We start from the raw sequence: 24,846 nt of genomic DNA on the forward strand, positions 1-24,846 counted from the left end.
GGTTTTATCTGCTGTTACCTACTCATACTTATTTCTATCAATCAGTCGCGTTTAAAACAGGTAATGTGTACTCGAATGCAGAGCCTGTTTTCATTCCCTGAGCTCCAGTTTTATCCAGTGACCGACCTATCTCTGTCATCGCCAGCCAACGGTTCTCACACCATAACGGAGAGAGTAACGTAGGGCGTCTTGCCGCAGATGAAACACGATGGTAAACCACGTTCGCAGGGGTACGTTGGATGATATCAGTAGCAATGTCGACATACTCTTCAAGGTTTGGCGCTTCTAGCTTGCCGGCTTTCCATGCTTTGGCCATGGTGCTTCCCTCTACTATATGAAGGCTATGAAGCTTGATGCCATCTGTACCTACTGCTAATACCTTGTCTAACGTTTCAAGGTTATCGGCTTTGGTCTCTTTTGGTAGTCCAACAATAAGATGAGTACACACCTTAATTCCGAGAGCGCGTGCACGCTGGGTGATCGTTTCATACACCGCAAAATCATGGCCGCGATTGATGCGCTTAAGAGTATCGTTATTAGCCGTTTGTAAGCCGAGCTCTAGCCAGAGCTCGTATCCTTTCTCAACATAACCGGTCAATAATTCCAAAACAGAATCAGGCACACAGTCAGGTCTTGTACCAACACAGAGCCCCACAATATCGGCGCCCGGTGCTTTTAACGCTTCTTCATACATGTTCTTGAGCACTTGCACCTCAGCATAAGTGCTGGTGTACGCCTGAAAATAAGCCAGATACTTCTTAGCACGAGCAATTTCACCCGCACGATCTTGTAATTGGTCGGCAATACTCTGGATTTGAGTTTGCTCATCGGCAAATGACGCCACATTACAAAAAGTGCAGCCTCCGCGACCAATGGTTCCATCTCGATTTGGACAGCTAAAACCACCGTGCAGCGTTAGCTTGTGAACCTTTTCGCCATAACGGCGTTGAAGATCTTGGCCGATAGTATTGACCAACTCATGTAATTGCATATTTTCAAAGCGCTCAAGTAAATAAGAATGAATATCAGTCTTTTTTTGAAAAAAAATTACATCCCTGCAGAATTCGACCAATTAGTTTACTCAAGGCTTTTTGCGAGCAACCTATCAAATATCAATAAACATGCAAAAAAGTCGCTCTATCCGCCTAATTTTGCACATTTATTAGACATAAAATTCAAAATAAAACGAAAAAAATGGTTCACACGGTTCAACTTTCATTGCAATTCTCCCAAACAAAATTGTAGGATACTTACACATATTGGCTATTTTTGTGTAATTTCTTACAACGAAAACTTGCTAATAAGTCGGTGATATCTAACTCCCACCGATATAAACCACTAGTTTGTGGCTAAAAATAAACGGATATCACCAAGGATTGTTTTTCTCGCAATACTTTTCCTGCGAGATACGGAAAGGATTCAAACCGCCAACACAGGTCGGTTTAGACTCATAAATATAAAAGGACAAGGCTGACTTTATACAAAGAAGTTGCGCCTAGATTTAACTGGAAGGATGTATCTATGGTAGATCAAGAGCAGAACTCACAAGGTCTGTACACTCCTGAACTTGAGCATGACGCTTGTGGTATCGGTTTTGTTGCGCATCTAAAGAATCGCAAATCTCATGATGTAGTAACTCAAGCACTCGATATGCTTGCACGTATGGAACACCGTGGCGGCCAAGGCTGCGATCCGTGTTCTGGTGATGGTGCAGGTATCCTGCTACAGAAGCCGCACGAATTCTTACTTGAAGAAGCCGTTAAGCTTGGAATTAAACTGCCGTCTTTTGAGAAATATGGTGTTGGTGTTGTACTTTTCCCTAAAGATGAACACAAACGTGCACAGTGTCGCGACATTCTAGAACGCAATGCACATCGCCTAGAATTAGAAGTGATCGGCTACCGTGAACTTCCGACGGATAATTCAATGATTGGTGCTGACCCACTGAGCACTGAACCTCAATTTGAACACGTATTTATCTCTGGCGGCCCTGGTATTACTCCAGAAGAGCTTGAGCGTAAACTGTACGTTCTACGTAACTACACCGTTCGTGTGTGTCTAGAAAGCGTTTCAAATATCGGTGATGACTTCTACATCAACTCTATGTCTTACAAGACGTTAGTGTACAAAGGTCAGCTAACAACAGAACAAGTTCCTCTGTACTTCCTAGACCTGCAAAACCCAACTATGGTGACGGCTCTAGCACTAGTACACTCTCGCTTCTCTACCAATACATTCCCACGTTGGCGTCTAGCTCAGCCTTTTCGTTACATCGCACATAACGGCGAAATCAATACGGTTCGCGGTAACCTTAACTGGATGAAAGCGCGTGAAGCAATCCTAGAATCGGATCTATTCACACAAGCTGAAATCGACATGCTACTGCCTATCTGTCAGGAAGGCAGCTCGGATTCATCAAACTTCGACATGGCATTGGAGCTTCTAGTTCTGTCTGGTCGTACTCTACCACATGCGCTGATGATGATGATCCCGGAAGCATGGCAAGAAAACAAAAACATGGACCCAACTCGTCGCGCGTTCTACCAGTACCACGCGAACGTCATGGAACCATGGGATGGCCCAGCTTCGGTATGTTTCACTGATGGTGTTCAAGTAGGTGCAACTCTTGACCGTAACGGTCTACGCCCTTCTCGCTACACAGTGACAAAAGACAATTTCCTGGTGATGGCGTCTGAATCAGGTGTTGTTGAAATTGCACCAGAAAACGTTGAATACCGTGGTCGTCTACAACCAGGTCGTATCTTCGTTGCTGATCTTGAGCAAGGCCGCATCATTTCTGATGAAGAAGTGAAAGGTGGCATCGCGAAATCTCAACCTTACGAGAAATGGGTTGAAGAGAACCTTCTGAGCCTGAAAAAGCTACCAGACGCGAGCAACGAATTTAGCCAACCTTCTCCAGAGAAACTTCTCCACAAACAACAATCGTTTGGTGTGAGTTCTGAAGAAGTAAATGAAATCATTCTACCTCTTGCGAAGACGGGCTATGAGCCACTTTCTGCAATGGGTGCTGACTGGCCGCTAGCGATTCTTTCTCACCAATCGCAGCACCTGTCAAACTACTTCAAACAGCTGTTTGCTCAAGTAACTAACCCGCCTATCGACCCGATTCGTGAGCGTCTGGTTATGTCTCTGAACACTTACTTAGGTAAAGATCAGAACTTACTTTCAGAAACACCTGAACACTGTCAAAAGGTAGAGCTTGAGTCCCCAGTACTATCTAACTCTGAGCTAGAAAAGCTTCGTGCTATCGATAACGAGCACCTTCAAGCGAAGACGCTGGATATCGTATTCCAAGCAAATGGAGATCAAGGTAAGTTAGAGCGTGCGCTAAAACGTATTTGCCAATACGCAGAAGATGCCGTGATTGATGGTTATTCAATCATCCTACTGACTGACCGTGCGGTTAACTCTAACCACGCCGCTATCCCAGCAATGCTGGCAGTTGGCGCAGTGCACCACCACCTGATCCGTAAAGGCCTGCGTGCTAAGTGTGACATCGTGGTTGAAACAGGTGATGCTCGTGAAACACACCACTTCGCAACACTTCTGGGCTATGGTGCAAACGCAGTTAACCCATACCTAGTGATTGAAACGATTGTTGAACTACAACGTACTAAGAAACTAGACCCGAACGTTCACCCACGTGAGTTCTTCGATAACTACCGTAAAGGTGTTAACGGCGGTCTACTGAAGATCTTCTCTAAGATGGGTATCTCGACACTGCAGTCTTACCACGGTGCACAAATCTTTGAAGCGCTTGGTATCAGCAAGTCAGTGGTTGAAAAATACTTCACAGGTACAGTTTCTCGTATTCAAGGCCTAACGATCGATGACATCGCTCGTGAAGTGCTTGTTCGTCACCGTGTTGGTTACCCAGCTCGTGAAATCCCAGCTCAAATCCTTGATGTTGGCGGTGTTTACCAGTGGAAACAACGTGGTGAGAAGCACCTATTCAATCCAGAAACCATCTCTCTACTTCAAGAATCGACGCGCAATAAAGATTACGCTCAGTTCAAGAAGTATGCGAAAGTCGTTGATGACCAAGGCGACAACGCAGCAACACTGCGTAGCCAACTTGATTTCATCAAGAACCCAGCAGGCTCTATTCCTCTAGCGGAAGTAGAACCAATTGAGAATATCCTTAAACGTTTCGCTACTGGCGCAATGAGCTTTGGTTCTATCTCGCATGAGGCTCACTCAACACTGGCTGTTGCAATGAACCGCATCGGTGCAAAATCAAACTCAGGTGAAGGTGGTGAAGATCCAGCACGTTTCGAACGTAAAGAAAACGGTGACTGGGAGCGTTCAGCAATCAAACAAGTAGCTTCTGGTCGCTTTGGTGTAACGTCTTACTACCTATCGAACGCTGATGAGCTGCAAATCAAGATGGCTCAAGGTGCGAAACCTGGTGAAGGTGGTCAACTACCTGGTGATAAGGTTGATGACTGGATCGGCGCAACGCGTCACTCGACTCCAGGTGTAGGTCTAATCTCACCACCGCCACACCACGATATCTACTCAATCGAAGATTTGGCTCAGCTAATCTACGATCTGAAAAATGCGAACCGTAACGGTCGTGTCAACGTGAAGCTAGTATCGGAGGCTGGCGTAGGTACGATTGCATCGGGTGTAGCAAAAGCGAAAGCTGATGTAGTACTTATCGCAGGTTTTGATGGCGGTACGGGTGCATCTCCGATGTCTTCTATCCGTCACACAGGTCTTCCTTGGGAACTAGGTCTAGCGGAAACGCACCAAACACTACTGAAAAACGGCCTGCGTAACCGTATCGTTGTTCAGTCTGATGGTCAGATGAAAACACCACGTGACCTTGCAGTAGCAACACTACTTGGTGCTGAAGAATGGGGCGTAGCAACAGCGGCATTAGTTGTTGAAGGTTGTATCATGATGCGTAAGTGTCATAAGAACACCTGTCCTGTTGGTATCGCAACACAAAACAAAACTCTGCGTGAGCGTTTCGACGGCCGCGTAGAAGACGTAGTGACTTTCTTCCAATACATGGCTGAAGGTCTACGTGAAGTAATGGCTGAACTTGGCTTCCGCTCTATCGATGAGATGGTGGGCCAATCGCACAAACTTAAAGTTCGTGACGACATCGGCCACTGGAAGTACAAGAACCTAGATCTAACACCTGTACTGCACATTGAGCAGGCTCGTGAAGAAGATGGTATCTACAACCAGACACAACAAAACCACAACCTAGAAGATGTTCTAGACCGCAAGTTGATCCAAGCTGCGATTCCTGCACTTGAAAAAGGTGAAACTGTAAATGCAACCTTCCCAATCATCAACACGGACCGCTCTGCGGGTACCATGCTGTCGAACGAAATCTCGAAGGTTTACAAGGACCAAGGTTTACCGCAACCAATGAACGTTAAGTTCCACGGTAGTGCTGGCCAATCTTTCGGTGCGTTCCTTGCGAAAGGCGTTAAGTTCGAAGTAGAAGGCGACGCGAACGATTACTGGGGTAAAGGTCTGTCTGGAGGTACTTTGGTACTGTACCCAGATGCGAAATCTTCTATCGTTGCTGAAGATAACATCGTGGTTGGTAACGTATGTTTCTACGGTGCGACCTCAGGTGAATCTTTCATTCGCGGTATGGCTGGTGAACGTTTCTGTGTTCGTAACTCAGGTGCGAAGGTTGTTGTTGAGGGCGTTGGTGACCACGGTTGTGAATACATGACTGGCGGTGTAGCCGTTATCCTTGGCTCAACAGGTCGTAACTTTGCTGCGGGTATGAGTGGCGGTGTCGCTTATGTTTGGGATAAAGGCGGTGACTTTGAAACCAAGCTTAACCCTGAACTTGTAGACCTAGATCCAATTGAACAAGAAGATAAAGATCTTCTACTAGATATGCTAACCAAGCACGTTGAATTCACAGGGAGTGAAGTTGCTCAGTCTTTCCTAGACAACTTTGAAGCAAGTGTTGCATCACTAATTAAAGTAATGCCACGCGACTACAAAGCAGTTCTTGAGAAGCGTAAAGCTGAAGCACAACAGGCACAAACGGAAGAAGTGGAGGCAGTATAATGGGTAAGCCTACTGGATTTTTAGAACACGGTCGCGAGCTTCCAAAGAAGCTCGAACCATCGGTTCGTATTGAAGACAACAAAGAGTTCGTACTTAACGAAGAGTTTGGCGACAAGATCAATACTCAAGCATCTCGTTGTATGGACTGTGGCGTACCTTTCTGTCACAGCGGTTGTCCAATTGGTAACATCATCCCTGAATTTAATGACGCGGTTTACCGTGATAGCTGGGAAGAAGCTTGGAACATCCTAAGCTCGACCAATAACTTCCCTGAGTTTACAGGTCGTGTGTGTCCTTCTCCTTGTGAGAGTGCTTGTGTACTAGGTATTAACCAAGACCCAATCACCATCTGTAATATCGAGAAAACGATTGTAGAAACTGCGTACCGTGAAGGGTACGCAAAACCAAAAACGCCTCGCTCTCGTACAGGCAAAACCGTAGCGATTGTTGGCTCTGGCCCTGCAGGTCTAGCCGCAGCTGAACAGCTAAACAGCGCAGGCCACTCGGTGACGGTATTTGAACGTGACGAGAAAGTTGGCGGCCTACTGCGTTTCGGTATCCCAGATTTCAAACTGGGCATGGACGTGATTGATCGTAAGATCAACCTAATGGCTGAAGCTGGCGTTGAGTTTAAAGTGAATCAACACATTGGTGTTGATGTTAACGCCCAGCAGCTACGCCAAGAGTTTGATGTGGTATTGCTAACGGGTGGTTCTACGGTTCCTCGTGACCTACCAATCCCAGGTCGTGAATTGAAAGGCGTTCATTTTGCTATGGAATTCCTTGGCCAAAACAACCGCCGTGCAAACGACATGGACCTAAAAGGTGAAGAGATTCACGCTAAAGATAAGCACGTTGTGGTTATCGGTGGCGGTGATACTGGCTCTGACTGTGTGGGCACATCAAACCGTCACAAAGCAGCGAGCATTACTCAGGTTGAGATCATGCCGATCCCACCAGAGAAGCGTCCAGCAAACATGCCTTGGCCTCAATACCCAATGATCATGAAGACTACGACTTCTCACGAAGAAGGCTGTGAACGTCACTGGAACATCTTGACTAAAGAGTTCATCGGTAACGATCAAGGCGAAGTGACCGGTCTACGTATCGCCGATATCGTGTGGAAAGACGCAGCGCCAGGTGAGCGACCTACTTTTGACGAAGTAGCAAACTCAGAGCGTGTGATTCCATGTAACCAAGCATTCCTAGCGATGGGTTTCCTACACCCAGAGCCAACCGGTGTACTTGCTCAACTTGATATCAAACTGGACGAGCGCGGTAATGTTGCTTCTGAAGGTTACGCAACCAACCAGAAAGGCGTTTTTGCCGCTGGTGATATGCGTACAGGTCAGTCTCTAGTCGTTCGCTGCATTAACGAAGGTCGTGAATGTGCAATTGCGATTGATGACTTTTTGATGGGTAACTCAAACCTAGAAGCAAAAGCCGATTCACTCATGCTTTCCGCATAATATTTCTCGGGCTAACGTCAATGACGTTAGCCTAGAGGAAAAGCAACACCCTTCCTAACTTTTATATTTGGCTAGCACTCGATGCTAGCCTTTTTCTATCTAGCACTCTGTCACTACAGATACGCCCTTACTATAAATGTTAAATATCATTAAAATTTCCTATTTATATCTAATTGATATCAATCGAGTATTTTAGGTTATTACGTGGTTAATCGCGTTTATACATGATAATTAATCATGAACTTGACCTTAAACACAATTAGCTATACGTTGTAAAACTGGTGAAAATAAAGCCACTGGGTTTTGTTAACACAAAGGATAACGTTGAACTAGCTAAAAAACGGTAAGTTTATAAAAAATAACAAGTACATGAATAGTTAGTCATTTACTGTCTGGATGACAGAGAAGCAAAGGGAGAATTGCAATGGCTCTATATGATCCTAGTCTTGAAAAAGACAACTGTGGATTTGGTTTAATAGCGCAAATGGAAGGCCAACCTAGTCATAAGTTGGTGAGAACTGCTATTTCAGCCCTAGATCGCATGACACACCGTGGCGGTATCGCCGCGGATGGTAAAACTGGAGATGGCTGTGGCTTACTACTACAGAAGCCAGATTCCTATCTAAGAATTATTGCAGAAGAGAATAATTTTAATCTCGGCAAGCAATACGCTATTGGCATGATTTTCTTCAGCCAAGACCCAATCAAAGCTCAATCCGCACAAGAGGTTGTCAATAAAGAGCTCGCCCAAGAGACATTGACCGTTGCTGGTTGGCGTGAAGTACCGACCAATACCGAAGTATTAGGTCCTATCGCAAAAAATTCTGTTCCAAACATTCAGCAAGTATTTATCTCTGCGCCAGCCGGTTGGCGTGAGCGTGATATCGAGCGCCGCTTATACATCGCGCGTCGCAGAATTGAAAAACAGATCACCGAAGACAAAGATTTCTATATCTGTAGCCTTTCAACACAAGTGATGGTCTACAAAGGCTTGTGTATGCCTGCCGATCTTCCACGATTTTACCTCGATCTTGCAGACTTACGTATGGAATCGGCGATATGTCTGTTCCACCAGCGTTTCTCGACTAACACACAACCACGTTGGCCGCTAGCGCAGCCATTCCGTTATTTAGCGCACAATGGTGAAATCAATACCATCGAGGGTAACCGTCAGTGGGCTAAGGCTCGTGCCTATAAATTTGCTTCACCACTGCTACCAGATTTGCAGACCGCAGCACCTTTCGTGAATGAAACGGGCTCTGATTCCTCAAGCCTAGATAACATGCTCGACCTATTTCTAGCCGGTGGTATGGATGTGTTCCGAGCAATGCGTATGCTGGTTCCGCCCGCTTGGCAGAACCACCCAGATATGGATCCAGACCTGCGCGCATTCTACGACTTCAACTCCAAGCACATGGAACCGTGGGATGGCCCTGCTGGCATCGTTCTGTCTGACGGTCGTTACGCTGCATGTAACCTAGATAGAAATGGCCTGCGTCCTGCGCGCTATGTCATTACAAAAGACAACCTAATCACGCTGGCATCAGAAGTTGGTATCTGGAACTACGCACCAGATGAAGTAGCAGAAAAAGGGCGTGTTGGGCCTGGTGAGCTACTGGTTATCGATACTCGCCGTGGCAAGCTATGGCAATCTAACGAAATCGATAATGACCTTAAAGGTCGCCACCCTTACAAAGAGTGGATGGAAAAGAACGTTCACAAGCTAACACCATTTTCTGAACTCGATGATGGCCAAGTGGGTAAGCGAAGCTTCGACGATGATACTCTCAAAACCTACCAAAAACAGTTTGCGATGAGCAACGAAGAGTCCGATCAAGTATTGCGCGTGCTTGGTGACATGGGACAGGAAGCGGTCGGCTCAATGGGCGACGATACACCAATGGCGGTACTTTCCTCGAAAGAGCGTCTGGTCACTGATTATTTCCGTCAGAAGTTTGCCCAAGTCACCAACCCACCGATTGATCCTCTGCGTGAAAAGCACGTGATGTCGCTCGCCACCAGTATTGGCCAAGAGATGAACGTGTTCTGTGAAACAGACGGTCACGCCTACCGTGTGACATTTGATTCTCCTGTTCTGCTTTACTCAGACATGCAGCAACTTCTACAACTGAATCAAAAGCATTACCGCCATGCGATCCTAAGCATGCACTATGATCCAGCTCAGCAAGATCTCGAACAAGCCATCAATGCGGTATGTGATTGTGCAGAGCAGGAAGTGCGTGATGGGGCGGTTTTGGTCGTACTGTCAGATAAAGGTTTAGAAAAAGGCAAACTGCCAATTCCAGCAGCAATGGCGGTTGGTGCTGTGCAGATTCGCCTTGCCGATACCAACCTGCGTTGTGATGCCAATATCGTAGTGGAAACAGCAACTGTTCGCGATCCACACCAATTCGCGGTACTACTTGGCTTTGGTGCGACTGCGGTTTATCCGTACCTTGCATATGAAGCGTTAGGCAAGATGCTCGATGATGGCTCTTTAGACAAAGACTATCGCGCAGCGATGCAGAATTACCAAAACGGCATCAACAAAGGTCTGTATAAGATCATGTCGAAAATGGGTATTTCAACCATTGCTTCTTACCGCTGTTCACAGCTTTTCGAAGCTGTTGGCCTACACTATGATGTCGTTGAGCTCTGTTTCCGCGGAGTTACCACTCGAATTCAAGGCGCAAGCTTTAGCGATTTCCAGCAAGATATTTACAACTTATCGCGTAAAGCATGGACCAAGCGTAAACCAATCGAGCACGGTGGTTTACTGAAATACGTCCATGGTGGTGAATACCACGCTTATAATCCAGACGTGGTCGGCACACTGCAAACCGCAGTAAAAACTGGCGAAGCATCGGATTACCTCTCTTTTGCGAAGCAAGTAAACGCTCGCCCTGCGGCTATGTTACGTGACTTAATGAGCCTGAAGAAAGCCGATAAACCATTAGCCCTTGAGCAAGTCGAGCCGAGTAGCGACCTATTCAAGCGATTTGACTCCGCGGCGATGTCGATTGGTGCCCTAAGCCCTGAGGCGCATGAAGCACTGGCTATGGCGATGAACCGTTTAGGCGGTTACTCAAACTCAGGTGAAGGCGGTGAAGATCCAAGACGCTTTGGTACCGACCGTAACTCACGCATCAAACAGATTGCGTCAGGTCGATTTGGGGTAACACCACATTACCTGACCAATGCGGATGTTCTGCAAATCAAGGTAGCGCAAGGTGCGAAGCCAGGCGAAGGCGGTCAGCTACCAGGTCACAAGGTCACGGCAGAGATCGCTAAGCTGAGATATTCAGTTCAGGGTGTCACTTTGATTTCCCCTCCTCCACATCACGATATTTACTCGATCGAAGATTTGGCTCAGCTGATTTTCGATCTTAAGCAAGTTAACCCTCAAGCCTTGGTTTCTGTGAAGTTAGTGTCTGAACCAGGTGTTGGTACTATCGCGACTGGTGTGGCAAAAGCTTACGCCGATCTGATCACTATATCTGGTTACGATGGCGGTACCGCAGCGAGCCCACTGACCTCGGTAAAATACGCAGGTTGCCCTTGGGAACTTGGATTAGCCGAAACCCAACAAGCACTGGTTGCTAACGGACTTCGTCATAAGATCCGCCTGCAAGTCGATGGTGGATTAAAAACTGGTCTCGATGTAGTTAAAGGCGCTATTCTCGGTGCTGAAAGCTTTGGCTTTGGTACCGCACCAATGGTCGCAATGGGTTGTAAATTCTTACGAATCTGCCACCTTAATAACTGTGCAACAGGCGTCGCGACTCAAGATGAGACATTGCGCCGCGAATACTTCAAAGGGCTACCAGACATGGTGGTGAACTACTTTACAGGCTTAGCCGATGAAGTTCGCCAATACCTTTCTGACCTTGGTGTAGAAAAACTCACAGACCTAATTGGACGCACAGATTTACTGGAGGCTGTTGAAGGCCTAACTGCAAAACAGAGTAAATTGGATCTCTCATCAATACTGGAAGCTCCGGTATCACCAGAGGGGCACCCTCTGTATTGGACTGAACCAAACGCGCCATTTGATAAGGCTCAGCTCAACCAGCAGATTCTCGATGACGCACTCGATGTGATTGAGAAAAGACAATCCACCAGCCTCTACTACAACGTTATTAATACAGACCGTTCGATAGGAGCACGTATCTCTGGCGAAATTGCTAAGCGATATGGCAACCAAGGCATGGCAGGTTCACCAATCAAATTGTATCTCGATGGTACTGCAGGCCAATCTTTCGCTGTTTGGAACGCAGGTGGCGTTGAGCTGTACCTAACAGGCGATGCCAATGACTATGTTGGCAAAGGCATGGCTGGCGGTAAGGTAGTTATCAAACCTCACCAAGGCACTGCATTTACTTGTAACGAAGCGACCATCATAGGTAACACCTGCTTGTATGGGTCAACCGGAGGCAAGTTGTTTGCCGCAGGTACGGCGGGCGAACGATTTGGCGTACGTAACTCAGGCACGGTTGCCGTGATTGAGGGGGCGGGGGATAACGCTTGTGAATACATGACGGGCGGTATTGTTGCCATTCTTGGCGCAACTGGCGTCAACTTCGGTGCAGGTATGACCGGAGGCTTCGCTTATGTCATGGATAAGAACGAAGACTTCCAAGGCCGAGTGAACAACGAGTCAGTTGAGGCGCTTTCTTTATCTGACTTATATATCCACCAAGAACATCTGCGTGGCTTAATTGCTGAGCACTTAGAAGAAACAGGCTCAGTACACGCTGAAGCTATTCTGGCGAACTTTGATGAATGGATTCCAAAGTTCTATCTAGTGAAACCAAAGACGGCGGATCTAAACACCTTGCTCGGTCACCAAAGCCGCAGCTCAGCTGAACTTCGTGTTCAAGCGCAATAATTGGAAGGAGCCAATAATGAGCCAGAATGTATACCAATTTATTGATGTGAATCGCGTAGACCCAGCGAAGAAACCAATCAAGATACGTAAAATTGAGTTTGTAGAGATCTACGAACCTTTCACTAAACAGCAAGCCAAAGCCCAAGCAGACCGCTGTTTAGATTGTGGTAACCCTTATTGTGAATGGAAATGTCCAGTTCACAACTACATCCCTCAGTGGCTCAAGCTTGCCAATGAAGGACGTATTATCGAAGCCGCTGAGCTGTCTCACCAGACCAACAGCCTGCCAGAGGTATGTGGCCGTGTGTGCCCTCAAGACCGCTTGTGTGAAGGCTCTTGTACCCTCAATAACGATTTTGGTGCCGTCACCATAGGTAACATTGAAAAGTACATTACCGATAAAGCCTTTGAGATGGGTTGGAAGCCAGACATGTCTCACGTTGAATGGACCGATAAAAAGGTCGCAATCATCGGTGCGGGCCCAGCTGGTCTTGCGGCAGCTGATATCTTGGTACGTAATGGAGTGAAAGCCGTTGTCTTTGATCGTTACCCACAGATAGGTGGTCTCCTCACTTTTGGTATTCCATCGTTCAAGCTTGAGAAAGGTATCATGGAGAATCGTCGCCGCATCTTTAGCGAGATGGGCGTTGAATTCCGAATGAATACCGAGATTGGCAAAGACATTCAACTTAAAGAGCTGGTCGATGATTACGACGCTATTTTCCTTGGTGTAGGCACTTACAAAAACATGCGTGCAGGTCTAGATAATGAGGATGCTCCGGGTGTTTATGATGCTCTGCCATTCTTGATTTCTAATACCTACAAGGTTATGGAGCTTGAAAATCCAACCCCATTCATCGATATGCAAGGTAAGAAAGTCGTCGTGCTTGGTGGTGGTGATACGGCGATGGACTGTGTTCGAACCTCTATTCGTCAGAATGCGGCCGATGTGGTGTGTGCTTATCGCCGAGATGAAACCAACATGCCGGGCTCTCGCCGTGAGGTGAAGAATGCACGTGAAGAAGGCGTGAAGTTCAAGTTTAACCTGCAGCCTATCAGCTTAGAGCTTGATAGTTCTGGGCATGTTGCTGGCGTTAAAGTCGTGAAAACCGCCTTAGGCGAACCTGATGAAGCAGGCCGTCGCCGCCCAGAACCGGTTGCTGGCAGTGAGCACATTCTTGAGGCCGATGCAGTGATCATGGCATTTGGTTTTCAACCTCACGCTATGGAATGGTTAGAACCTTTCGATGTCGAGCTTGATCAATGGGGCCGTATTAAAGCGCCCGGTCAACAAGAGTTTCAATACCAAACCACCAACAGCAAAATATTTGCCGGTGGCGATGCGGTTCGCGGCTCTGACTTAGTGGTAACCGCCATCGATGAAGGTCGTAAAGCCGCTGAAGGGATATTGGAGTACCTAGAGGTGTGAGTGGGTTTCCTTTATTACTCAAGCCGTTACTATAAAAAAGGATCCGCACGTGGATCCTTTTTTAAGTTCGACACGTTTATTAACGGCATAACAAAAAATACGTAAACAATTGCAAATTAACGAATACCGAGAACTACCATTAAAACTCTCCATAGGAAACACTATGAAAAAAGCCGCTCTCCTCTCGCTATCACTTTTAACATTAACCGCTTGCAGCCAAGGAATCACGGACATGAAAGACAGAACCTCATCACCTTGTGGTGACAAACCGAATTGCGTATCAACACAAGATGACCGTGAACAACATGCTTTGGCTGCTTACGAGCTATCCGATTCAGCAAACCTTGATGCCATTGAGCAAGTCGCTCTAACTTTGCCGGGCGCGAAAACGGCCAACAAAACCGATGATTACCTACGTGTTGAATGTACATCACGCATCATGCGCTTTGTCGATGACCTTGAGCTCAAAGTCGATCGAGATAAGCTCATCGTTCGCTCCGAGTCTCGTACGGGCTACTCTGATTTTGGTGTGAACCGTAAACGAGCAGAACAACTCCGTGCTAGCTTGCAAAGCGAAGGTCTAATCAAATAGACAAAGAATACTGGAGTAAATCCACACTATTCGAATGAGAAGTGCTTCTGGGCAGTCGCTCGACGCTTCTTATCCATGCTACAATTTCACTCTAATGTTTAAATATTTTTAATTAAGAGACTACACATGAAAATCGGCATCATTGGCGCAATGGAGCAAGAAGTTGCGATCCTAAAAGCAGCTATTTCAGACATTACTGAAGTTAATAAAGGCGGTTGTACCTTTTTCTCTGGTCAGCTAAATGGTGTTGACGTTGTTTTGCTTCAATCAGGCATTGGTAAAGTAGCTGCAGCAGTTGGTACTTCTATCCTACTAAGCGAATACCAACCAGATGTCGTTTTAAACACTGGCTCTGCTGGCGGTTTTGATTCAACTCTAAACCTTGGTGATGTGGTTATCTCTACTGAAGTACGTCACCACGACGCAGACGTAACAGCTTTCGGTTACGAAATCGGTCAAATGGCAGGTCAACCAGCTGCGTTCAAAGCTGACGAGAACCTCATGAAAGTAGCTGAGCAAGCGCTAGCTCAAATGGAAGACAAGCACGCGGTTCGTGGCCTTATCTGTACTGGCGACGCGTTTGTTTGCACTGCAGAACGTCAAGAGTTCATCCGCAAGCACTTCCCATCAGTAGTAGCTGTAGAAATGGAAGCTTCTGCGATTGCTCAAGCTTGTCACCAGTTCCAAGTACCATTTGTGGTTGTTCGTGCAATCTCTGATGTTGCAGACAAAGAATCACCAATGAGCTTTGAAGAATTCCTGCCACTAGCAGCACAAAGCTCTTCTGAGATGGTTATCAAAATGGTTGCCCTACTAAAGTAAGCGACCAAGCATGCAAACACTGTTTGATCAGGTATTTGCAAATGGCGTGCTCCTTGTAATGTGGGGAGCACTGCTTTTTCATTTGATTCTACCTATCCCTCATGCCGCACACCCCACGACCTTATGGCATAAGTTTGCTGAACTACTAGCAACTAAGGTAAACAACAATCAAAGTTACTCCCAAAGCCTTATCTCCGGCACATTAGCCTGGGGGTTAATGGTACTTCCAACTCTGATTATTCTCTTGGCACTGCAACCTCTAGTTTGGCAGACTCAACTCTTCCAACTGGCTCTTCTACTGCTCGCTATTGATTGGCGTAACAATGAAAAGCTGGCTAACCAGCTCATCAAAACACTTAGCCGAGAAGATAAAGCGACAGCGCGTCAATTACTGGCTCCGATTGTCAATCGCCAAACCGATTCACTATCATCATTAGGGCTTGGGAAGGCTGGGGCTGAAACTATCATCATGGGCTACGGTCGCAATGTGGTTTGTGTACTGTTTTGGTACACCATCGGAGGGGGAATCGCGGCGTTGATGTATCGCCTGATTGTCGAATTAGCTCGAGCTTGGTCACCAAGTCGTAAGCAGTTCTCTCCTTTTGGCTCAACGGCAATCAAGATTGTCGCTATCCTCGAATTTATCCCAATGCGTTTATTTGCTTTGATGGTCGTATGCGGTGATAAAGCATCTCACACATTTAAGATGATGCTCACTCAAAGTCGCTCTTGGCCTCTACCAGGCCCAGCGTGGTTGATTACAGCAGTGGGTAACAAGCTTGAGCTATCACTGGGTGGCCCAGCAATTTACAACGATACCAAAGCTATTCGCGCAAGATTAGGCGGCAGAATCGCACCCTCAGCACTGCACTTATCTCAGGTTCAAAAGCTGCTATTTGGACGCATCGCTACCTGGGTATTGTTACAAAGCCTAGCCTTACTCATTATTCACCAAGGGATTTAAAGTGAAACCCTCTCAACTTGTTACATCATGTGCAACTTTCGCGATTAGCTTTAGCTTATGGATACCAAGCACGCTTGCAACCGAAGTAACCACAGCAAAACGTGTGGTCAGCCTAGCCCCCCACGCCACAGAACTCGCATACAGTGCGGGTTTAGGCGATAACCTAGTTGCCGTAAGTGAACGAAGTGATTATCCACCACAAGCCGATAAGCTAGAAAAAGTGGCAAACTATCAAGGCATCAAGGTTGAGAAAATCATCGCGCTTCAGCCAGATCTTATCCTTGCTTGGCCTGCGGGTAACCCACCGAGAGAACTGGCGAAACTGGAGCAGTTTGGTTTTAATATTTATTACACGAAAACCAAAAGCCTAGACAGTATCGCGACCAATATTGAACAACTCAGCCAATACGCCAGCGATCCGAGTATCGGTGAGAATAATGCTAAGCATTACAAAGAACAGCTCAACGCATTACGGCTAAAGTACAAAGATGCGGAGCCGGTCAGCTACTTCTACCAGCTGAGTGAAAAGCCTATTATTACCGTGGCGCAAGGACACTGGCCAAGTGAAGTGTTTGAGTTTTGTGGCGGCCGAAATATTTTTGAAGACAGCGCTTCCCCCTACCCGCAAGTCGGTATTGAGCAAGTCGTGCTCAATAAACCGCAGGTGATCTTCACTTCTCAGCACGCTATTGAGAATGGGACCATGTGGCAATCGTGGGAAGAAGAGATCCCAGCCGTCACTAAAAATCAGATATGGTCACTCAACTCAGACTGGATTAATCGCCCAACAACCCGAACTTTGCAAGCGATCCAACAAGTGTGCGATTACTTCGATAGAGTCAGAGAAAATCACTAACTTTTTAGTCTGTTTTTTCGTACAATTCGCCAGCGACCTTTCCCTACAATTTTAACAATAAGAGCACCAGTATCATGGATTCCATGCTGCTTTATATTATCGATTTATTTGGCACTGCCATCTTTGCTATCTCTGGCGTATTTGTCGCTGGCCGCCTAAAAATGGACCCTTTTGGTGTCGCCGTTCTCGGCAGTGTAACCGCTATTGGCGGTGGTACAATTCGAGACATGGCACTTGGCGCGACTCCCGTATTTTGGATAACCGATACCACCTATCTTTGGGTCATTATCGGAACGTGCTTACTGACCATGATTATCGTGAGACGTCCCAAACGTTTGGCATGGTGGGTCCTACCCGTCTGTGATGCTATAGGTTTAGCTGTGTTCGTTGGTATTGGTGTTGAAAAGGCATTGGCGTACCAAGATTCAGCATTGGTTGCCATTATCATGGGCGTAATCACAGGCTGCGGCGGCGGTATTATTCGTGACGTACTTGCCCGTGAAGTACCGATGATCCTGCGAAGCGAGGTCTACGCGACCGCTTGTATCATCGGCGGTGCATTCCACACTATGGCTATTCGCATGGGCCACGATTCAGAGACGGCCTTCCTAGCTGGCGTATTCTCTACCTTGTTGATTCGACTTGGCGCCATTCGTTGGCACTTATCTTTACCAACGTTCGCGATTAAATAAGCTATCGCTAAAAAGAAAAGGGCTCCGCATAGGGGCCTTTTTTAATCTTGTCACCTCGGCGATCTGCTCTTCTTCTCCCCTTCAAATCACTTCCAAATATCCACCTCTAACTTAATAATATTTTTTATTTACTTAATCAATTAACAGGCTATATTAGTAAACAAATAACTTTATAAAGATATTCATTTACTAACAATGAGGGTTCTAGGATGACCAGTAATAAAATTGGAATTGTTTTCTTCTCTAAATGCGGCGCAACTAAGCAGGTCGCAGAACTGCTCGCTGAGGGTGTAAACACACAGCTAACTGACTCAGCCCTACTCATCGAAGTACTGCCTTCGGAGATCATTGAAGGTCGATATGACAATGACGAAAAGCTCAAACTCTTAGACACTTGCGATGCGATCGTTTTTGGCGCTCCAACCTACATGGGATCACCTGCCGCTCAGTTTAAAAGTTTTATGGATGCGAGCAGTGAAAACTACTGCAAGAAGCTATGGCGAAACAAGCTCGCTGCTGGCTTCACTACTGGAGGCAGTCTAAACGGAGAGCAACAACAAACCCTGCTTAGCTTTTTCACCTTAGCTTGTCAGCACGGTATGATTTGGGTTGGCTTAGACGCCTCAAAACACACAGATAATTTAGGGTTGAACCGCACTGGTTCAAACATTGGTTTAGTGTCTAGCATCGATGATGGTGAAGATAGCGTAAACCGCAATGACTTGCTTACGGCTCAATACTACGGTTCAAGAATCGCCACCTTGGTTCAAGAACTCATAAACAAAAGCTAGAGCAACGCCCTTGATTGAGATAAGTTGGGCGTATCATTCCCAACTTTCATGAATATCATCAAATGCTACTCGAAGGAATCGAAACTCTCTTGGTTTTGAGTAAAGCCAAAACCATGAGCCGCACTGGAAGCTTGCTGTATATCAGCCAATCAGCGGTAAGCAAACGGATTGCTAACTTAGAAAAGAAATTGGGAAAAAAACTCATAGAGCCAAGTGGTCGGCAAATAAAACTCACGCCAGAGGCGATAGCACTGATCGAGAGCATTGGACCTACGTTCAATGAACTTCGTGGTCTTATTTATGAACAGCAAGAACTGGAAGATACCACTCTCATTACCTTAGACAGCTCTAAGTCTCTGATCGCAGGCTATTTAGGTGAAATGATGGGGCAGTTTATCCAGCAAGATAAATACATCACTATTACCACCAACCATACGCCCAGAATCATCGAGCGCGTACAGTCCGGTAAGGCAACTCTAGGGTTATGCGCAGGCTTGTTGCCGCCACATCATGGATTAATGACGTTTCATCTATTCGACGAGCCCTTTTACATTGTAAGTAAGTTGCCGTTGAACGGTCTTCCACCCAATGTCATCACGAATGACATGACTAACCCAGCCAACTCTTACCAACTTTCAGTATTAGAAAAGTTTGGCATTAAACCTTTAATGGAAATGGACGCTTACACCGCAGCGGCGCAGCTTGCATTAGGTGGAACTGGTCCTGCTTTGATTCCGCTCTCTATCGTAAAAACACTCAATATTGAGTTTCAATATCTGTATAGTTTCCCAGAATTAGCAGGCTTAATCCGACCAATTCATGTTTGTGTAAGACCAAATAGCTACCAGTCTCCGCGGGTTAAAGCACTGATAGAATCCATTGTTGATGCTGTTCCCAAAGCAGTTTAGACGCCATGAGCATCGACATCACGATCACCAAGGGGCGAATCCACTTCTGCCCTTTTGACACCACCACTTTAGCACCTAGCTGAGCCCCCATAAAGCCACCAATTGCCATCACTAAGCCGAGTTCCCAAATTGGCAAGCCTGCCAAAATAAAGAAGATCAGTGCTGCTATGTTAGAAGTGAAGTTCAACACCTTAGTACGAGCGGTCGCATCGACTAAAGAGAAATGACCAATTGCGACAAAGCAGACAGTAAAGATAGAGCCGGTACCTGGCCCAAAGAAGCCATCGTAAAAGCCAACACCACCGCCAACACACAAAGCAAACATTGCTTCAGAGATCTGCTGCTTACCTTCAGAGGCTTTAGTTTGTGGTGCTAATAAGAAATAGAGTGAGATAGCGATCAGCAGCAGTGGGATCACGCTGGTCAATAAGCTCGCATCAATGAACTGAACGAGTTCTGCACCAATCGCCGAGCCAATGAAGGTACACAAAATGGCGAGGCGCATCTCCTTGATACTCACGATACCGTTACGCACGAAGTACCAGCTTGCGGAAAAACTGCCGAAAGAGCTTTGAAGCTTGTTAGTTGCTAGGGCTTGTGTCGGTGGGACTCCCGCTGCGAGTAGTGCTGGCAAAGTCAGTAGCCCGCCACCGCCAGCCATAGCATCGATAAAGCCAGCTGCCGTTGCAACAACAAATAAGATAGCCAATATTTCCAGAGTGATTTCCATATATCCAACGCCTCAAAGTCTCGTGTAGCGACAACTTACCATCCTGAGCAGGCGATCAATAACGAAACACAAGATTTTAACCTATTCCAAATATTCATCATTTAACTAACACTGTATCACAGGCATGAAAAAGCCCACTCCGAAGAGTGGGCTTTGAGCATTTATATCCGCTAACTTCAGTTCAGTTAGCTGAGCCAAGACAAGTTAAGCTTGAGAAGCTTTCACCTGCGCGTGTAGCTCTTGAACAGAAGTTACTGTCGTCTTCGCGTCAGCAGTGTGAGCCATACACGTTGCAAACGCTGCGTTTAGCGTTGTTGTGTAGTTCACCTTCTCAGCAAGAGCACCGCGACGAAGAACTTTAGAATCTTCAATCGCTTGACGGCCAGCTGCAGTGTTCACGATGTAGGTGTACTCGTTGTTCTTGATACGGTCAAGAATATGAGGACGCCCTTCGTGTACCTTGTTTACTAGACGTGGGTTGATACCCGCTTCGCCAAGAATCACTGCTGTACCGTGTGTTGCGTCTAGCTGGTAGCCAAGCTTAGATAGCTTAGACGCTAGGTCTACAACGCGCTCTTTGTCGCCTTCGCGAACTGAAAGAAGTGCACGGCCGCCTTCTGGGTAGATGTTGCCACAACCCAATTCCGCTTTAGAGTAAGCTTCTGCGAACGTTGCACCAACACCCATAACTTCACCAGTAGAGCGCATTTCTGGGCCCAATAGTGGGTCAACACCTGGGAACTTGTTGAATGGAAGTACCACTTCTTTTACTGAGTAGTAAGGTGGGATGATTTCTTTCGTAAAGCCTTGAGACTCTAGAGATTGCCCCGCCATTACACGTGCTGCAATCTTAGCAATTGGTGCGCCAGTTGCTTTAGATACGAACGGTACCGTACGTGCTGCACGAGGGTTAACCTCGATTAGGTAGACTTGATTGTTCTTAACAGCAAACTGCGTGTTCATCAGACCACGAACACCCAACTCGAACGCCAGCTTTTCAACTTGCTCACGCATTACATCTTGGATTTCTTGGCTTAGCGTGTATGCAGGAAGAGAACATGCTGAGTCACCAGAGTGAACACCCGCTTGTTCGATGTGCTCCATGATACCGCCGATAACTACGCGCTCACCGTCACAGATAGCATCGATATCCACTTCAACTGCGTCATCTAGGAAGCTGTCAAGAAGAACTGGAGATTCGTTCGATACGCTTACTGCTTCGTTGAAGTAGCGACGTAAGTCTTGCTCATCGTATACGATTTCCATCGCACGACCACCCAGTACGTAAGAAGGACGTACAACCAATGGGAAGCCGATTTCGCGAGATTTCTCTACCGCTTGTTCCATTGTTGTTACTGTCGCGTTCTCTGGCTGAAGTAGACCTAGACGGTCAACAGCAACTTGGAAGCGCTCACGGTCTTCTGCACGGTCGATTGCATCAGGGCTAGTACCGATGATTGGCACGCCAGCTGCTTCAAGTGCGCGAGCCAGTTTAAGTGGTGTTTGACCACCGTACTGTACGATAACGCCTTTTGGCTTCTCAACGCGTGCGATTGCCAGTACATCTTCCAGAGTTACTGGTTCGAAGTATAGACGGTCAGATGTATCGTAGTCTGTAGAAACAGTCTCAGGGTTACAGTTAACCATGATAGTCTCAAAGCCATCTTCACGTAGCGCTAGTGATGCGTGTACACAACAGTAGTCAAATTCAATACCTTGGCCGATACGGTTTGGACCGCCACCAAGAATCATGATCTTGTCTTTGTCGGTTGGGTTTGCTTCACATTCATCATCGTAAGATGAGTACATGTAAGCCGTGTCTGAAGAGAACTCAGCCGCACACGTATCAACACGCTTGTACACTGGGTGGATATCGTATTGGTCACGTAGACGACGGATTTCGCTTTCCGCTACACCTAGGATCTTAGATAGGCGTGCATCAGCAAAACCTTTACGCTTCAGCTTGTTTAGCTCTTCTTTGTTCAGACCAGCAAAACCTTTCGCTTTAAGTTCTTGCTCAAGCTTAACGATGTCTTCGATTTGAACTAGGAACCAACGGTCGATTTGCGTTAGGTTGAATACGCCATCTACAGACATACCCGCACGGAATGCATCCGCGATGTACCAAATACGCTCTGCGCCAGCTTCTTTTAGTTCGTGACGAATTGTTGTTAGTGCGTCTGGCGCATCTAGGTCAACCATTTCGTCAAAACCAGTCGCGCCAACTTCTAGGCCGCGAAGTGCTTTTTGTAGAGATTCTTGTTGGTTACGGCCGATAGCCATAACTTCACCAACAGACTTCATTTGCGTCGTTAGACGGTCGTTAGCACCTGCAAATTTTTCGAAGTTAAAACGAGGAATCTTAGTTACTACATAGTCGATGGTTGGTTCGAATGATGCTGGTGTTGCGCCACCCGTGATGTCATTTTGCAGTTCATCTAATGTATAACCCACAGCCAGTTTCGCTGCAATCTTAGCGATTGGGAAACCTGTCGCTTTAGATGCTAGTGCAGAAGAACGAGATACACGTGGGTTCATCTCGATGATAACCATACGGCCATCTCTCGGGTTAATACCAAACTGTACGTTAGAACCACCCGTTTCAACACCAATCTCACGCAGTACCGCTAGAGAAGCGTTACGCATCAGTTGGTATTCTTTGTCTGTTAGAGTCTGTGCTGGTGCAACTGTGATTGAGTCACCCGTGTGGATGCCCATTGGGTCAAAGTTTTCAATCGCACATACGATGATACAGTTGTCCGCTTTGTCACGAACCACTTCCATCTCGTACTCTTTCCAGCCGATAAGAGATTCATCGATTAGAAGCTCGTTGGTTGGAGACAGGTCCAGACCGCGACGACAGATTTCTTCAAATTCTTCTTTGTTGTAAGCGATACCACCGCCAGTACCACCCATAGTGAATGATGGACGGATGATACATGGGAAACCAACCATATCTAGAACGCCGTAAGCTTCTTCCATGGTTTTCGCCGTATCAGCGCGTGGACACTCAAGGCCGATAGACTTCATCGCTTTATCGAAACGAGAACGGTCTTCTGCTTTATCGATAGCGTCAGCCGTTGCACCAATCATCTCTACACCGAACTCTTCAAGAACACCGTGTTTCTCTAGGTCTAGTGCACAGTTAAGTGCTGTTTGGCCACCCATTGTAGGTAGAACTGCATCTGGCTTCTCCTTCGCAATAATGTTGCGAACAACTTCCCATTGGATAGGCTCGATGTAAGTTGCATCAGCCATATCAGGGTCAGTCATGATGGTCGCTGGGTTCGAGTTTACAAGAATAACTCGGTAACCTTCTTCGCGAAGCGCTTTACAAGCTTGAGCACCAGAGTAATCGAACTCACATGCTTGGCCGATAACGATCGGGCCAGCACCTAGAATTAGAATACTTTTAATGTCAGTACGTTTTGGCATTGTCTACTACTCCGAATTACGCTGTGTGCTTTTTAATTAGTTCAATGAAGTGGTCGAATAACGGCGCTGCGTCTTCTGGACCTGGGCTTGCTTCTGGGTGACCTTGGAAGCTAAATGCTGGTTTATCTGTACGGTGGATACCTTGCAGAGAACCATCAAATAGAGACTTGTGCGTTGCACGTAGGTTTTCAGGAAGTGTGTCTTCGTCAGCAGCAAAGCCGTGGTTTTGCGAAGTAATCATCACAACATCACGATCTAAATCTTTAACTGGGTGGTTTGCACCGTGGTGACCAAACTTCATCTTCACTGTCTTAGCGCCTGACGCAAGAGCAAGAATTTGGTGGCCTAGACAGATACCGAAGATTGGTAAGCCTTTTTCTAGGAACACTTTTGTCGCTTCAATTGCGTAAGTACATGGTTCTGGGTCACCAGGGCCATTTGAAAGGAATACGCCGTCTGGGTTTAGTGCAAGCACTTCTTCAGCAGAAGTTTCAGCTGGAACAACCGTTAGGCGGCAGCCGCGGTCAACGAGCATTCGTAGGATGTTTCGTTTTGCACCGAAGTCATAAGCAACAACGTGGTATGGCAATTCTGAGTCTGCTTTCGCTTCAGGAAGTCCACCCGTAAGCGTCCACGCCCCCTGTTTCCATTGATACGCTTCTTTTGTTGTAACTTCTTTCGCAAGATCCATACCTTTCAGGCCAGGGAATTCTTTTGCTTTAGCTAGAGCCAAAGCTTCGTCTAGGTTTCCGTCGTTTACTGAAGAGCCAGCTACAATACAACCGTTCTGTGCGCCTTTTTCACGAAGAATACGCGTCAGCTTACGAGTATCGATATCAGCGATACCAACAACGTTTTGCGACTTAAGGTAATCAGAAAGGGATTGTTCATTACGGAAGTTAGAAGCGATTAGAGGGAGATCGCGAATCACAAGGCCTTGAGCGTGGATTGAAGAGGATTCTTCGTCTTCGGAATTGGTTCCGGTATTGCCAATGTGAGGGTAAGTAAGGGTAACGATTTGTTGAGAATAGGAAGGATCAGTGAGGATTTCTTGGTACCCCGTCATCGAGGTATTAAAAACGACTTCACCAACTGCAGAACCTACAGCGCCAATGGCTTCACCGTGAAATACTGTCCCATCTTCTAGGACAAGTAGTGCTGACTTTTTCAAGACAACCTCCAGAAATAAATATGCATTAAA

At 46.6% G+C, this 24,846-nt stretch carries 15 protein-coding genes; 11 read left to right on the forward strand and 4 right to left on the reverse strand.

Going from position 1 to position 24,846, the window contains the following annotated elements:
• Positions 1-37: 37 nt before the first annotated feature.
• Positions 38-991, reverse strand: a complete 954-nt coding sequence (locus A3712_RS10550; protein ID WP_063523387.1) for a TIGR01212 family radical SAM protein — start codon at positions 989-991, stop codon at positions 38-40.
• A 530-nt stretch (positions 992-1,521) separates the two neighbouring features.
• Here A3712_RS10550 and gltB (A3712_RS10555) point away from each other — a divergent pair.
• The 11 genes from gltB (A3712_RS10555) (at position 1,522) to A3712_RS10605 (ending at position 19,480) form a co-directional block, all read left to right on the forward strand.
• The gene (gltB, locus tag A3712_RS10555; protein ID WP_063523388.1) at positions 1,522-6,069 is read left to right on the forward strand and encodes a glutamate synthase large subunit; all 4,548 of its coding nucleotides are present in this window, start codon (positions 1,522-1,524) and stop codon (positions 6,067-6,069) included.
• Entirely contained in the window at positions 6,069-7,538 is a 1,470-nt protein-coding gene (locus A3712_RS10560) for a glutamate synthase subunit beta (RefSeq protein ID WP_063523389.1), read from the forward strand. The genes gltB (A3712_RS10555) and A3712_RS10560 overlap by 1 nt, the downstream gene beginning before the upstream one ends.
• Before the next feature lie 424 nt (positions 7,539-7,962).
• Positions 7,963-12,426, forward strand: a complete 4,464-nt coding sequence (gene gltB, locus A3712_RS10565) for a glutamate synthase large subunit (RefSeq protein WP_063523390.1) — start codon at positions 7,963-7,965, stop codon at positions 12,424-12,426.
• A 16-nt stretch (positions 12,427-12,442) separates the two neighbouring features.
• Positions 12,443-13,855, forward strand: coding sequence for an FAD-dependent oxidoreductase (locus A3712_RS10570; protein WP_063523391.1), 1,413 nt, complete (start codon positions 12,443-12,445; stop codon positions 13,853-13,855).
• A gap of 163 nt (positions 13,856-14,018) precedes the next feature.
• Positions 14,019-14,447, forward strand: a complete 429-nt coding sequence (locus A3712_RS10575) for a DUF1499 domain-containing protein (RefSeq protein ID WP_063523392.1) — start codon at positions 14,019-14,021, stop codon at positions 14,445-14,447.
• 126 nt (positions 14,448-14,573) lie between these two features.
• Entirely contained in the window at positions 14,574-15,269 is a 696-nt protein-coding gene (gene mtnN, locus A3712_RS10580) for a 5'-methylthioadenosine/S-adenosylhomocysteine nucleosidase (RefSeq protein ID WP_004741524.1), read from the forward strand.
• A gap of 10 nt (positions 15,270-15,279) precedes the next feature.
• On the forward strand, positions 15,280-16,233 hold the full coding sequence (locus A3712_RS10585; RefSeq protein ID WP_063523393.1) for a cobalamin biosynthesis family protein: 954 nt from the start codon (positions 15,280-15,282) through the stop codon (positions 16,231-16,233).
• Between the two features lies 1 nt (position 16,234).
• Complete coding sequence (gene btuF / locus A3712_RS10590; protein ID WP_063523394.1) at positions 16,235-17,089, forward strand: vitamin B12 ABC transporter substrate-binding protein BtuF; 855 nt, start codon at positions 16,235-16,237, stop codon at positions 17,087-17,089.
• A 74-nt stretch (positions 17,090-17,163) separates the two neighbouring features.
• The gene (locus A3712_RS10595; protein ID WP_063523395.1) at positions 17,164-17,781 is read left to right on the forward strand and encodes a TRIC cation channel family protein; all 618 of its coding nucleotides are present in this window, start codon (positions 17,164-17,166) and stop codon (positions 17,779-17,781) included.
• A gap of 209 nt (positions 17,782-17,990) precedes the next feature.
• Complete coding sequence (locus A3712_RS10600) at positions 17,991-18,572, forward strand: flavodoxin family protein (RefSeq protein WP_063523396.1); 582 nt, start codon at positions 17,991-17,993, stop codon at positions 18,570-18,572.
• Between the two features lie 62 nt (positions 18,573-18,634).
• On the forward strand, positions 18,635-19,480 hold the full coding sequence (locus A3712_RS10605) for a LysR family transcriptional regulator (RefSeq protein ID WP_063523397.1): 846 nt from the start codon (positions 18,635-18,637) through the stop codon (positions 19,478-19,480).
• On the opposite strand, the gene A3712_RS10610 is transcribed toward A3712_RS10605, so the two are convergent.
• The 3 genes from A3712_RS10610 to carA all read right to left on the reverse strand — a co-directional run bounded on the left by A3712_RS10610 (position 19,431) and on the right by carA (position 24,816).
• Positions 19,431-20,210: a TSUP family transporter gene (locus A3712_RS10610; RefSeq protein WP_063523398.1), complete on the reverse strand. Its 780-nt coding sequence runs from the start codon at positions 20,208-20,210 to the stop codon at positions 19,431-19,433. The genes A3712_RS10605 and A3712_RS10610 overlap by 50 nt on opposite strands.
• 204 nt (positions 20,211-20,414) lie before the next feature.
• Complete coding sequence (gene carB, locus A3712_RS10615) at positions 20,415-23,645, reverse strand: carbamoyl-phosphate synthase large subunit (RefSeq protein ID WP_063523399.1); 3,231 nt, start codon at positions 23,643-23,645, stop codon at positions 20,415-20,417.
• Between the two features lie 16 nt (positions 23,646-23,661).
• The gene (gene carA / locus A3712_RS10620) at positions 23,662-24,816 is read right to left on the reverse strand and encodes a glutamine-hydrolyzing carbamoyl-phosphate synthase small subunit (RefSeq protein WP_063523400.1); all 1,155 of its coding nucleotides are present in this window, start codon (positions 24,814-24,816) and stop codon (positions 23,662-23,664) included.
• Positions 24,817-24,846: the final 30 nt, after the last annotated feature.

It is taken from the genome of Vibrio sp. HI00D65 (assembly GCF_001635455.1).
Taxonomy (GTDB): domain Bacteria; phylum Pseudomonadota; class Gammaproteobacteria; order Enterobacterales; family Vibrionaceae; genus Vibrio.

Coding starts and splice junctions, on each gene's coding strand:
- A3712_RS10600 (WP_063523396.1), top strand. CDS start 17,991: ATGACCAGTAATAAAATTGGAATTGTTTTCTTCTCTAAATGCGGCGCA.
- A3712_RS10560 (WP_063523389.1), top strand. CDS start 6,069: ATGGGTAAGCCTACTGGATTTTTAGAACACGGTCGCGAGCTTCCAAAG.
- A3712_RS10570 (WP_063523391.1), top strand. CDS start 12,443: ATGAGCCAGAATGTATACCAATTTATTGATGTGAATCGCGTAGACCCA.
- A3712_RS10585 (WP_063523393.1), top strand. CDS start 15,280: ATGCAAACACTGTTTGATCAGGTATTTGCAAATGGCGTGCTCCTTGTA.
- A3712_RS10605 (WP_063523397.1), top strand. CDS start 18,635: ATGCTACTCGAAGGAATCGAAACTCTCTTGGTTTTGAGTAAAGCCAAA.
- A3712_RS10575 (WP_063523392.1), top strand. CDS start 14,019: ATGAAAAAAGCCGCTCTCCTCTCGCTATCACTTTTAACATTAACCGCT.
- A3712_RS10595 (WP_063523395.1), top strand. CDS start 17,164: ATGGATTCCATGCTGCTTTATATTATCGATTTATTTGGCACTGCCATC.
- gltB (WP_063523390.1), top strand. CDS start 7,963: ATGGCTCTATATGATCCTAGTCTTGAAAAAGACAACTGTGGATTTGGT.
- A3712_RS10550 (WP_063523387.1), bottom strand. CDS start 991: ATGCAATTACATGAGTTGGTCAATACTATCGGCCAAGATCTTCAACGC.
- A3712_RS10610 (WP_063523398.1), bottom strand. CDS start 20,210: ATGGAAATCACTCTGGAAATATTGGCTATCTTATTTGTTGTTGCAACG.
- gltB (WP_063523388.1), top strand. CDS start 1,522: ATGGTAGATCAAGAGCAGAACTCACAAGGTCTGTACACTCCTGAACTT.
- carB (WP_063523399.1), bottom strand. CDS start 23,645: ATGCCAAAACGTACTGACATTAAAAGTATTCTAATTCTAGGTGCTGGC.
- mtnN (WP_004741524.1), top strand. CDS start 14,574: ATGAAAATCGGCATCATTGGCGCAATGGAGCAAGAAGTTGCGATCCTA.